Raw genomic sequence first — 11,990 nt, 5'->3', positions numbered from 1 at the left:
GCAGCGTACGCGGCTCCCACCTGGTGAACTGCCACTCCCGCCCGCCAGATTGGGCGCATGCCCGCACCCCACACCCCCCAACCCCCGGTCACCGTACGTGTGTTCACCCAGCGCCTCAGCGCAACTCCACGCGGCGCCCGCCTCGCCCGTCACCTCGCTCTGAACCAGCTCCACGCCTGGGGCATCCCGCATGGCAGCACCACGTCCGACGCCGTCGCCGTGATCGTCGCCGAGCTGGCCGCCAACGCCGTCACCCACGGCCGGGTCCCCGGGCGGGACTTCGAGCTGCGGCTGTCCCTCCCGGTGGGCCGTGTCCGGGTCGAGGTCAGTGACACCCGTGCCGCCGAGCCGTGCCTGCCGAAGCCCGGCGGCGTACCACCTTCCCGCCCCCTCGACGAACACGGCCGGGGACTCGTCCTCGTGGAGGCGCTCGCCGACCGGTGGGAGGTGGTCGACCGGCACCCGGCCCCGGGCAAGACCGTCCGCGCGGAGGTCGACGTGAATCCCGTTTCGTGCGCGGACCATTGACGCGCAAGGGGTTCGATTCTACGGTCCCGTCCGAAGTGACGACCGTTGTTCGAGATACAGAACAGGAGCGTCCAACGTGAGCCGCAAGAGAATCACCCTCCTCGCCCTCCCCGTCGCCGCCCTTCTCGCCCTGGTCCCGTCCTCGGCGTCGGCCTACCCCAACCCCGGCCGGGTCACCGGCTCCGTCGTCACGCACGACCCGACGATGCTCCGCACCTCCTCCGGCCAGTACCTGCTGTACGCCACCGGAGGCGGCATCGCCGGCAAGACGTCCTCCGACCGCACCGCGTTCAGCGCGAGCGCCGACGCCTTCTCCTCCCGCCCGAACTGGTGGCGCACCTACTCCTCCGTCCCCGAGGCGTGGGCGCCGGACCTCTCGTACCAGGGCGGGAAGTACCTGATGTACTACTCCGTCTCGTCCTTCGGCTCCAACACGTCCGCCATCGGACTGGCCACCTCCACCACCGGTCAGGCGGGCACGTGGACCGACCAGGGGACCGTCTACACCTCCGGCTCGGCGAGCGACTACAACGCCATCGACCCGAACCTCTTCGTCGACGACGACGGCAAGTGGTGGCTGTCCTTCGGCAGTTGGTGGACCGGGATCAAGATGATCCAGCTCAACCCGTCCACCGGGAAGCAGCTCTCCTCCAACACGACCCGCTACTCCCTCGCCTCCCGCCCGACCGGCACCAAGGCCGTCGAGGCGCCTTTCGTCGTCAAGCGGGGCGGCTACTACTACCTCTTCGCCTCGTACGACACCTGCTGCGCGGGCACCAGCTCGACCTACAAGGTGAAGGTGGGCCGCGCGACCGGCGTCACCGGGCCGTACGTCGACAGGAACGGCGTGGCGATGACGAACAACGGCGGGACCCCGGTCCTGGAATCGCACGGCAGCGTGATCGGCCCCGGCGGGCAGTCGATCATGAACGACGTCGACGGCGACCTGATCGTCTACCACTACTACGACGGCAACGACAACGGCACGCCCAAGCTCGGCATCAACCTGCTGAACTGGAGCACCGGATGGCCCGTCGCCTATTGACGCCGTGATGCGAACGGGCGCTACCCGACCTGCATCCCCGCCGCGTTCGGCCAACTCTGCGCGTTCGGCCACCCGGTCGCCGGCGCCGGAGAGAGCCCCGGCCCCGTAGTCCCCCGTACCTGCGCCGCCGTGAGCCCGCCACGGGCCGGCACCCCCGGCGGGGTCGGCGCGGGCGGCACCACCGCCGCGGCCGGCGCCACGGGCGACGGGAACGGCGTCGGCGCGACCGGCGCGGGGGCGGGCATCGGCGCGGGCGCCGGGGCCACCGGGGCCGGCATGGCCGCCGGCGCCACGGGAGCCGGCGCCGGCATGGGCATCCCGCCGCCCGGCATTCCCTGCGGAGCGGCCTGCGGCTGAGCCAGCGGCACCCCCGCTCCGTTCGTGGAGCCGACCAACCGATCCACGGCCGCCGTACCCGAGCTGTAGTTGGTCCCGGTACCCAGCTCGGGTACGGCGGCTCCCCTCCTGGACCCGTAGAGCACCTGCTCCAGGCCGGACACCAGGCGACGCACGTCCACCTGGGGGCGCACCACGAGTCGCAGGAAGCGGCTGGACGAACCGATCTTGTTGCCGCACTCGCGGACCAGGATCCGGTGCTCGGTGAGCAGCCGGTCGCGGACCACGGTGCCCTCGGCGCCCACGGGGAGGCGCACGAAGAGGAAGTTGCCCTGGGACGGGTAGACCGTCAGGCCGGGCAGCTGGGCCAGATGGCTGGACATGTCGAGGCGGTCCCGGCGCACCTGCTGGAGACTCTGCGCGTACTCGGCGCCGTGGTTCTTGAGCATGAACACCACGTGCTCGGCGAAGGCGTTGAGGTTCCACTTCGGCAGCATGGAGCGGACCCGGCCGGCGAGCGCCGGGTTGGCGACGAGGTAGCCGAAGCGGATGCCGTGCAGGCCGAAGTTCTTGCCGAGGGAGCGCAGGACTATGACGTTCGGGCGGAGCATCGCCTCCTGCACGACCGACGGCTCCTGCTCGGCGTCGGCGAACTCCAGGAACGACTCGTCGATGACGACCAGGTCCAGGTCGGCCATCGCGTCCATGAACTGCACCAGCGCGTGCTTGTGCAGGTAGCCGCCGTCGGGGTTGTTCGGGTTGCAGATCACGGCCACCCGCGTCCCCCGGGCGCGGATGAACTCGGCGTACTGGGCGAGGTCGAGGGCGAAGCCGCTGGACTCCTGGAGCGGGAACATGTCGACCCGCTTGCCGGTCTCCATGGGCTGGTCGGTCCAGCGGCCGAACGTGGGGACGGGGATGGCGAGGGACTCGCGGACCATGAGGTGGTCGATCCACGTGATGAGCTCGGTGGAGCCGTTGCCCATCGCCACGCACTGCGGCGGAAGCTGAAGGAGGTTGCACAGCTCGGCCGTGATCGTGTCCGCGCTGCTCGGGTAGTACGTGATGATGTCCCGCAACCGGGACGCCATGTCCTGGAACATCTCCGGCGTCGGGAAGTACGGGTTGCAGGGGATGCAGAAGTCGACCGGACCGGCCCCGTCGCCGCCCTCACGCGTCAGCGCCGCCATCGACGGGCTGTGTGCCGCGGTGCTGCGGAACAGCGAGGTGACGTTGTCGGCCATGGAACCTCCGTAGGGGGCGGGCCCGGTGGGGACGACCGGGCCCGTCGTCTTTGGGTGGCCCGCGCGGGGGAGCACGGGCCGCCCTTACATACGGAGGCTGGGGTGGCGCTGTTCAACCACTGAGGAATCGGTGTGAACTTGTGTACCACCTGTGAAGAACCGTCACCGACGGTCGTAACGGACTCAGCGGCTGAACGAGTGGACCGTCGTCGAACGGTACGTCTGCCCAGGTCGGAGCACCGTCGAGGGGAACTTCGGCTGGTTCGGCGAGTCCGGGAAGTGCTGCGTCTCCAGGCACAGCGCGTCGCCCTGCCGGTAGGTGCGACCGCTCGGGCCGACCAGGGTGCCGTCGAGGAAGTTGCCCGAGTAGAACTGAAGGCCCGGCTCGGTGGTCGCCATCCGCAGGGTGCGGCCGGAGGACGGGTCCTTCAGGGTGGCGATCCACTCGGGGCGCGGCGAGATGCCCTTGTCCAGCACCCAGTTGTGGTCGATGCCCTTGCCGTACAGCAGCTGCTGGTGCGCCTCGCGCAGGTCGGCGCCGATCGCCTTGGCGCGGCGGAAGTCGAAGGGGGTACCGGCGACGGGGGCCAGCTGACCGGTGGGGATGAGGCCCGAGTCGACGGGGGTGTAGCGGGAGGCGTCGATCTTCAGCTGGTGGTTCTCGATCGTGCCGCTGCCCTCGCCCGCGAGGTTCCAGTAGACGTGGCTGGTCAGGTTGACGACGGTGGCCTTGTCGGTGGTGGCCGCGTAGTCGATGCGCCAGTCGCCGTACTTGGTGAGGGTGTACGTCACCTTCACCTTGAGCGTGCCCGGGTAGCCCATCTCGCCGTCGACGGACGTGTAGTACAGGTGCAGGCCCACGTCGGAGCCCTTGGTGAACGGCTCGACGTCCCAGACCCGCTTGTCGAAGCCCTTGGCGCCGCCGTGCAGGCTGTTCACGCCGTCGTTGACGTTGACCTGGTAGGCCTTGCCGTCGAGGGTGAACTGCCCCTTGCCGATCCGGTTGCCGTAGCGGCCGATCAGAGCGCCGAAGTAGGGGCTCTTGGCGACGTAGTCCTCGATGGTGTCGAAGCCGAGGGAGACGTTGGCGTAGTGGCCGCGGCGGTCCGGGATCTCCAGCGACTGCACGACGCCGCCGTAGGAGAGCACCTTCATCCGGGTGCCGCCGTTGGCCAGCGACCAGCTGTACACCTTCGTGCCGTCGGCGAGCTTGCCGAAGAGGGACTTCACCGGGGTCCTGCCCCCGGTGGCGTGCGCGCTGCCGATGGTCGCGGCGGTGATCCCCGCCGCCGCGGCGCCGGCTATGACCGTACGTCTGCTCATGTCCATGTGCGGCTCCTGCTCAGGAAGTGGAAGGGCCCCGCCGTGGTGGCGGGGCCCCGATGGACTTACGAACCGACCTTGCGCTTGTTCCATACGTCGAAGCCGACGGCCGCCAGCAGCACCAGGCCCTTGATGACCTGCTGCCAGTCGGTGCCGATGCCGACGAGGTTCATACCGTTGTTCAGCACGCCCAGGACCAGGCCACCGATGATCGCGCCGAGGACCGTGCCGACGCCGCCGCTCATCGACGCGCCGCCGATGAACGAGGCCGCGATGGCCTCCAGTTCGAAGTTGAGGCCCGCCTTGGGAGAGGCCGCGTTGAAGCGGGCGGCGAAGACCAGACCCGCCAGGGCCGCGAGCATGCCCATGTTCAGGAAGACCAGGAAGGTGACCTTCTTGTCCTTCACACCCGACAGCTTGGCCGCCGGGAGGTTGCCGCCGATCGCGTAGATGTGGCGGCCGATGATCGCGTTGCGCATGACGTAGCCGAACCCGACGAGCAGCACGCCCAGGATGAGCAGCACGATCGGGGCGCCCTTGTAGCTGGCCAGCAGCATGGTGAGCGTGAGGATGGCGGCGCCGAGCGCGACCAGCTTCAGCAGGAACAGGTTGAAGGGCGGGACGTCGAGGGAGAACTCCTGCTGGCGGCGGCGGTCACGGAACTCCTGGAAGACCACGAACGCGATCATCGCGAAGCCGAGCAGCAGGGTGAGGTTGTGGTAGTTCGTGTTCGGGCCGACCTCCGGCAGGAAGCCGTTCGCGACCTTCTGGAGCCCTTCCGGGAACGGGCCGAGGGTCTGGCCCTCCAGGAAGATCTCGGTCAGACCGCGGAAGATCAGCATGCCCGCGAGGGTCACGATGAACGACGGTATGCCGCCGTACGCGATGAAGAACCCTTGTGCCGCGCCGGCCAGGGCGCCCATCGCGAGGCAGAGGATCACCGCCACCGGCCACGGCAGGTCGTTCTTCACCATGAACACCGCGGCCATCGAGCCGATGAAGGCCGTCAACGAGCCCACCGACAGGTCGATATGGCCCGCGATGATCACCAGCATCATGCCGATCGCCAGGATCAGGATGTAGCTGTTCTGGAGCACCAGGTTGGAGACGTTGCGCGGCAGCAGCAGGTCGCCGTCGGTCCACACCGCGAACAGCACCACGATCAGGCCGAGCGCGATCAGCATGCCGTACTGCCGCATGTTGCGGCGCATGCCCTCCAGCACCAGCTGGAGCAGGCCGGCACCCGCGGCCCCTCCGCTCTTCCCCGGCGGCGCGGGGGCCGGGGTCTTGGCGGTCACATCCGTGCTCATCGGGTTACCTCTTTGTCCTTAGTCATCTGACGCATCAGCGATTCCTGCGAGGCCTCGGCCCGCGAGAACTCGCCGGTCAGCCGCCCCGCGGCCATCGTGTAGATGCGGTCACACATGCCGAGCAGCTCCGGCAGCTCGGAGGAGATGAAGACGACCGCCTTGCCCTGGGCGGCCAACTGGTCGATGACCGTGTAGATCTCGTACTTGGCGCCGACATCGATGCCACGCGTCGGCTCGTCGAGGATCAGCACGTCCGGGCCCGCGAAGATCCACTTGCTGAGGACGACCTTCTGCTGATTGCCGCCGGACAGCTTGCCCACCGGCTCGAAGACCGTCGGTGCCTTGATGTTCATGGACTTGCGGAAGCCCTCGGCGACCTGCCGTTCCTCGTGCTCGTCCACCAGGCCCCGCTTCGCCACTTTGCCCAGCGCGCTGAGCGAGATGTTGCGGTTGATGGTGTCGATGAGGTTCAGGCCGTAGTGCTTGCGGTCCTCGGTGACGTACGCGATGCCGTTCCTGACCGCCTCCGGGACGGACTTGGTACGGATCTCCTTGCCGTCCTTGAGGACCGTGCCGCCGTGGTAGCGGCCGTACGTCCGCCCGAAGACGCTCATCGCGAGCTCGGTACGGCCGGCGCCCATCAGGCCCGCGATGCCGACGATCTCCCCGCGCCGCACCTCGATCGACACGTCGTCGACGACCTTGCGCTGCTGGTCGATCGGGTGGTGCACGGTCCAGTTGCGGATCTCCAGGGCGGGGGCGGCGCCCTCCTCCGGCTCGTGCGGGGTGCGGTCGGGGAAGCGGTTCTCCAGGTCCCGGCCGACCATGCCGCTGATGATCCGGTCCTCGGTGGTCTCCGGGGCCTTCACATCGAGGGTCTCGATGGTCCGGCCGTCGCGCAGGATCGTCACCGAGTCGGCGACCCTGCGGATCTCGTTGAGCTTGTGGGAGATGATGATCGAGGTGATGCCCTGCTTCTTCAACTCCAGGATCAGATCCAGGAGTTTGCCGCTGTCCTCGTCGTTCAGAGCCGCGGTCGGCTCGTCCAGGATGAGCAGCTTCACCTTCTTCGACAGTGCCTTCGCGATCTCCACCAGCTGCTGCTTGCCGACGCCGATGTCGGCGACGCGGGTGTCCGGGTGGTCGGAGAGACCGACCCGGCGCAGCAGCTCGGTCGCGTGCCGGAGCGTCTCGGTCCAGCTGATGATCCCCCGCGTGGCGTGCTCGTTGCCGAGGAAGATGTTCTCCGCGATGGAGAGGTAGGGGATCAGGGCCAGTTCCTGATGGATGATCACGATGCCGTGATGCTCACTGGCCCTGATGTCCTTGAACGAGCAGACCTCCCCCTCGAAGAGGACGTCCCCCTCGTAGGTGCCGTGCGGGTGGACGCCGGAGAGGACCTTCATCAGGGTCGACTTGCCGGCGCCGTTCTCCCCGCAGATGGCGTGGACCTCGCCCTGCCGGACGGTCAGGGTGACGTCCGACAGCGCCTTGACGCCGGGAAAGGTCTTGACGATCGAGCGCATTTCCAGGACGGGTCCCGCCATGGTCGTGCCTTCCAATCAGAGTGGGCCGGCGGTTACTTGAGGTCGCTTTCCTTGATGTAGCCGGAGTCGACCACCGTCTTCTGGTAGTTGGTCTTGTCGACGCTGACCGGCGTCAGCAGGTAGGCCGGGACGACCTTGGAGCCGTTGTCGTAGGTCTTCTCGTCGTTGACCTCGGGCTTCTTGTCGTTGAGCACCGCGTCGACCATGTTCGAGGCCACCTTGGCGAGTTCGCGGGTGTCCTTGTACACGGTCATCGACTGCTCACCGGCGATGATCGACTTCACCGAGGCGACCTCGGCGTCCTGACCGGTGACGATCGGCAGCGGCTTGCTCTTGGAGCCGTAGTCGTCCGACTTCAGCGCCGAGAGGATGCCGATGGAGATGCCGTCGTAGGGCGAGAGGACCGCGTCCACGCGCTCGCTCTTGTAGGCCGACGTCAGGATGTCGTCCATGCGCCTCTGGGCGGTGCCGCCGTCCCAGCGCAGGGTGGTGACCTGGTTGAGCTTGGTCTGGCCGGACTTGACGACGAGCTGCTTCTTGTCGATGTAGGGCTGGAGGACGTTCATCGCGCCCTGGAAGAAGTAGCGGGTGTTGTTGTCGTCGTTGGAGCCGGCGAACAGCTCGATGTTGAACGGGCCCTTCTTGGAGCCGTCCTTCAGGCCGAGCTTCTCCAGGATGTAGTTGCCCTGGAGCTCGCCGACCTTCTCGTTGTCGAACGACGCGTAGTAGTCGACGTTCTCGGTGCCGAGGATCAGGCGGTCGTAGGAGATGACCGGGATGTCCGCGTCCTTGGCCTGCTGGAGCACGTTGTTCATCGACTTGTTGTCGATGGCCGCGACGATCAGCGCCTTGACGCCCTGCGTGATCAGGTTCTCGATCTGCGAGACCTGCTGGTCCGGGTCGTCCTCGCCGTAGACCAGCTTGGTCTTGTAGCCCTTGGACTCCAGGTCCTTGACCACGTTGTTGCCGTCGGCGATCCAGCGCTCGGAGGACTTGGTCGGCATCGCGATGCCGATGGTGGCTCCCTCGGCGCTGCCCGAGTCCTCCTTGGAACCGCCCTCGCCGCTCTGGCCGCAGGCGGTCAGGGTCAGGGCGAGCGAGGCGGCGGAGGCTATGGCGGCGAGTGCGGCTCTGCGAGTGCGCATGGTCATCATCCTTGATGTCGTGTGGCAGGGCTCGGTCTGGCGATGCGAAGACGCTGCCGCGGGGGTTGTTCCGGGTCGACCGAGGGGTGTGTGGGATTGTGTTCGACTACGTCGTCTTCTGTGAAGGGGGTTTGTCCGGAACGTTATGCGGGAGTTTCGAATCGCGTCAGCGTCCCGGGCAGCCGTGAACCGAGCGGTGCCATGTCGCCGTCGGCTCCGTGCCGTGCGAGCAGGTCCAGGGCCAGCCGGCCGCGCCGTACGCGTTCCCGGGCGGTGGCCAGCGTGAGGTCCCGCATGTGGTGGCCGTAGGGATAGATGCCGGGGGCCTTGGCGAGCCCGAACTTCAGATAGAGCGGTGCGCCGCGCCGGATCAGCTCGGCGACCTCGTACATCCGCACATAGCCGCCGAGATCGTCGGGAGCCTCGATGTACATGTCCATGGGGGCGGCGGACACCCGGCGTATCTCCGTGAGGTGATCGAGCGTCAGGTCGCTGGGCACGTTGAGCGAGTCGGCGCCCAGGTGCTCGTAGACCGCGTAGGCGGCCGGGTTCACGGGACCGATCAGCGCGCTCACCTTGAGCGTCGTGTCGGCCGGGATGATCCCGGCGGCCCGCGCCCGGTGCAGCGTCCACAGCACGCCCTCGTCGGCGACGAGCAGGCACTTGACGCCCAACTCCGTGGCCCGCACGGCGTCTTCCACGCAGCCGGCGACGGCGTCATGGCCCCGTGCGCGCAGTCCGGCCCCCCGCGAGTCGGTGCGCGTGGACCCGCCGATGTCCCAGGTGCCGCGCGGGCCGGTGAACAGGCAGAGTTCTATGTCGCGTTCATTGGTCGCGTCGACCATCTCGGTGATCTCGGCGTCGGTCAGCATCCACACACCGCTGCCCTGGCTGATCCGGTGGACCGGCACGTCCAGCAGCGAGGCTTCCTTGAGGACGACGGCCAGCGCTTCGGGACCCTCGCACGAGGGGATCTCGGTGCGCCAGCGGCCGCCGCCCGGGAAGGTGTGGGGCGAGGCGTCGGCGGGGGAGAGGTCGGGCGCGGCCAGGCCGAGGGCGGCGAGCACCTGTGCGCCGGGTCGGCGGGCTGCGGAAGCGTCGGTCACAAGCTGTCCTTATTGTTCGATATGTCGGACGAGGTTCGCGGCTCGGGGTGTGCGAGGCCTGGGTACGCCGGCACGGGGACCGTCAGGTCGCCCCCGTACCGGCGTACGGCTAGGGGCGGAGCAGGACCTTGCCCACCTTCGGATCGCCGGACCCGACCAGCTCGATCGCCTGCGGGAACTCCGCCAGCGGCAGCTCGTGCGTGACCAGCGGCAGCGGATCGAGCAACCCGGCCCCGAACACCCGCACCGTGTGCGCCCAGGCGTCCGGCGGTGCCCCGAAGACGGTGTGCACCTCCAACTGCCGTACCACCAGATCGGTCGGGTCGAGGCCCTGCGCGCCCGGCGCCGGGATCCCGGTGAGGACCAGCCGGCCGCCGCGCCTGAGCAGGGCGGCGGAGACGCGGGCCGCGTCGGCGGACCCGGCGGTCTCGATGACGACGTCGAAGTCGTCCGGCAGCGCCTCGTCCTTGGTGCGGAAGCCGGTGGCGCCGAACTGCCGGGACAGCGCCTCGCGGTCGCGTCGCGTGCCCACCACGAGCAACTCGGCCGGCGAGCCCGCCTTCAGGAACTGGACGGCGAACATCCCGAGCGTGCCGGTGCCCACCACGGCCACGCGCTCACCGGGGAGCGCGTTCGCCTTGATCGCCGCGGCGGCGATACAGGCGGCCGGTTCGAGCAGGGCCGCGGCGGTCAGGTCGCAGTCGTCGGCCAGGACGTGCAGCAGCCGGGCCGGGAGGGTCAGCGTGGCCGCCATGGCGCCCGGCTGGGTGAACCCGGTCTCCTCGTAGCCCGCGCCGCACAGCGTCGTCTCACCGGCGTGACAGCGGTCGCAGACCTGGCAGTTGCGGAAGCCCTCGCCGACGACCTTGCGGCCGACGAGCGAGCCGGGGACCCCGGTGCCGACCCGCTCGACCGTCCCGGACCACTCGTGGCCGGGCGTCAGCGGGTAACGGACGTACCCCTCGGGCCGGTTGCCCTGGTACACCTCGCGGTCGCTGCCGCAGATGCCGACCGCGTGGACGCGGACCAGCGCCTCGCCGGGGCCGGGTTCACGGGGCGTGTGCTCGGTGAGCCGGTGCTCGCCGGGCGCCTCGACGACGACCGCGGAGCTCACTGCGTGCCCTTGGGCTTGCGCTGCTCCCAGCCCTCGGCCCACAGGTCGAAGCGGGCCTGCTGCTGCGGGAACTCGGCCGCGGCGTCGGCGTCGAACTCGACCCCGAGGCCGGGGGCGTCGCAGAGGTGGAAGCAGCCGTCCTCGGGGTTCACCTGGGGCGCGCCCTTGACGACCTTCTTGATCTCCGCGTCGGCGAAGTCGTTGAAGTGCTCCAGGATCTTGAAGTTCGGGGAGGTGAAGCCGACCTGGAGGGAGGCGGCGGTCAGGACCGAACCGCCCACGTTGTGCGGGGCGACCAGCATGTAGTGGGTCTCGGCGGTGGCCGCCAGCTTGCGCGTCTCCCAGATGCCGCCGATGTGGCCGACGTCGGGCTGGATGATGTCGACGGCCTGGCTCTCGAAGAGCTCGCGGAACTCGATGCGGTCGTGGATCCGCTCGCCGGTGGCCACCGGCATGTCCACCTTGGCGGCGACCTTCTCCAGCGCCTTCAGGTTCTCCGGCGGGCAGGGCTCCTCCAGCCAGGCCGGATTGAAGGGCGCGAGCTCGCGCGCGAGGCGTACGGCGGTGGCGGGGGAGAAGCGGCCGTGCATCTCCAGCATCAGCTCGGCCTCGGGACCGATGGCGTCCCGAACGGCCTCGATGAGGGAGACGGCGTACAGGGTCTGCTCGTGGTCGAGCTCGAAGTGACCGGTGCCGAAGGGGTCGATCTTGAGCGCCCGGTACCCGCGCTCCATCACCCCCTGGGCGGCCTTGTGGTACGCCTCCGGAGTCCGCTCCGTCGTGTACCAGCCGTTGGCGTACGCCTTCACCTTGTCGGTGACCTTGCCGCCGAGCAACTGCCAGACCGGGACCCCGAGGGCCTTGCCCTTGATGTCCCAGCAGGCCATCTCGATCACGGCGATACCGGACATCACGATCTCGCCGGCGCGCCCGTAGTCGCCGTACTTCATGCGGCGGACGAGGTCCTCGACAGCGAACGGGTCCGATCCGAGAATGTGGTTGGCCTCGGCCTCCCGCAGATAGCCGATCAGCGCGTCGGTGTGGCCCAGCATCCGGGTCTCGCCGACTCCGGTGATCCCCTCGTCGGTGTGCACCTGGACGTAGGTCAGATTGCGCCACGGCGTCCCGACCACGTGTGTGCTGATTCCGGTGATGCGCACGGCAGTTGCCCCTTGCTGCGTCGTCGGCTCTGTGGTGTCGCACCGAGCGTGTTCGAAATTTCGTCACACGTTCGAAATGCTGACGTGACAGTAGGGAGACGGCGGTGGGAGTGTCAATGGGTCGAACGCATA

10 protein-coding genes are annotated in these 11,990 nt (G+C 68.6%); 2 read left to right on the top strand and 8 right to left on the bottom strand.

The window, feature by feature from the left end; translation table 11 throughout:
• The first annotated feature begins 57 nt into the window (after positions 1-57).
• Complete coding sequence (locus ACIQWG_RS09805; protein ID WP_404092614.1) at positions 58-528, top strand: ATP-binding protein; 471 nt, start codon at positions 58-60, stop codon at positions 526-528.
• Between the two features lie 76 nt (positions 529-604).
• Complete coding sequence (locus tag ACIQWG_RS09800) at positions 605-1,573, top strand: arabinan endo-1,5-alpha-L-arabinosidase (RefSeq protein ID WP_404092612.1); 969 nt, start codon at positions 605-607, stop codon at positions 1,571-1,573.
• A 20-nt stretch (positions 1,574-1,593) separates the two neighbouring features.
• Here the strand turns inward: ACIQWG_RS09800 and ACIQWG_RS09795 are convergent, their stop codons facing one another.
• The 8 genes from ACIQWG_RS09795 to ACIQWG_RS09760 form a co-directional block, all read right to left on the bottom strand.
• The gene (locus ACIQWG_RS09795; RefSeq protein WP_404092609.1) at positions 1,594-3,153 is read right to left on the bottom strand and encodes a pyridoxal phosphate-dependent aminotransferase; all 1,560 of its coding nucleotides are present in this window, start codon (positions 3,151-3,153) and stop codon (positions 1,594-1,596) included.
• A gap of 183 nt (positions 3,154-3,336) precedes the next feature.
• Positions 3,337-4,482 carry an aldose epimerase family protein gene (locus ACIQWG_RS09790; protein WP_404092606.1) on the bottom strand — a complete coding sequence of 382 codons (1,146 nt, stop codon included), beginning with the start codon at positions 4,480-4,482 and terminating at the stop codon, positions 3,337-3,339.
• A 59-nt stretch (positions 4,483-4,541) separates the two neighbouring features.
• Positions 4,542-5,786 carry a multiple monosaccharide ABC transporter permease gene (mmsB, locus tag ACIQWG_RS09785; protein WP_404092604.1) on the bottom strand — a complete coding sequence of 415 codons (1,245 nt, stop codon included), beginning with the start codon at positions 5,784-5,786 and terminating at the stop codon, positions 4,542-4,544.
• The gene (mmsA, locus tag ACIQWG_RS09780) at positions 5,783-7,333 is read right to left on the bottom strand and encodes a multiple monosaccharide ABC transporter ATP-binding protein (protein WP_404092601.1); all 1,551 of its coding nucleotides are present in this window, start codon (positions 7,331-7,333) and stop codon (positions 5,783-5,785) included. The genes mmsB and mmsA overlap by 4 nt, the downstream gene beginning before the upstream one ends.
• Before the next feature lie 32 nt (positions 7,334-7,365).
• On the bottom strand, positions 7,366-8,478 hold the full coding sequence (gene chvE, locus ACIQWG_RS09775; protein ID WP_404092598.1) for a multiple monosaccharide ABC transporter substrate-binding protein: 1,113 nt from the start codon (positions 8,476-8,478) through the stop codon (positions 7,366-7,368).
• 143 nt (positions 8,479-8,621) lie between these two features.
• Complete coding sequence (locus ACIQWG_RS09770) at positions 8,622-9,584, bottom strand: hypothetical protein (RefSeq protein ID WP_404092595.1); 963 nt, start codon at positions 9,582-9,584, stop codon at positions 8,622-8,624.
• A 109-nt stretch (positions 9,585-9,693) separates the two neighbouring features.
• Positions 9,694-10,698, bottom strand: a complete 1,005-nt coding sequence (locus ACIQWG_RS09765; RefSeq protein WP_404092592.1) for a zinc-binding dehydrogenase — start codon at positions 10,696-10,698, stop codon at positions 9,694-9,696.
• On the bottom strand, positions 10,695-11,858 hold the full coding sequence (locus ACIQWG_RS09760) for a mandelate racemase/muconate lactonizing enzyme family protein (protein ID WP_404092589.1): 1,164 nt from the start codon (positions 11,856-11,858) through the stop codon (positions 10,695-10,697). The genes ACIQWG_RS09765 and ACIQWG_RS09760 overlap by 4 nt, the downstream gene beginning before the upstream one ends.
• Positions 11,859-11,990 lie beyond the last annotated feature (132 nt).

The sequence above is a fragment of the Streptomyces sp. NPDC098781 genome, assembly GCF_044759995.1.
Classification (GTDB): domain Bacteria; phylum Actinomycetota; class Actinomycetes; order Streptomycetales; family Streptomycetaceae; genus Streptomyces.
The sequence above is the reverse complement of the archived record's forward strand: the minus strand, read 5'-3'. Positions and strand labels throughout refer to the sequence as shown.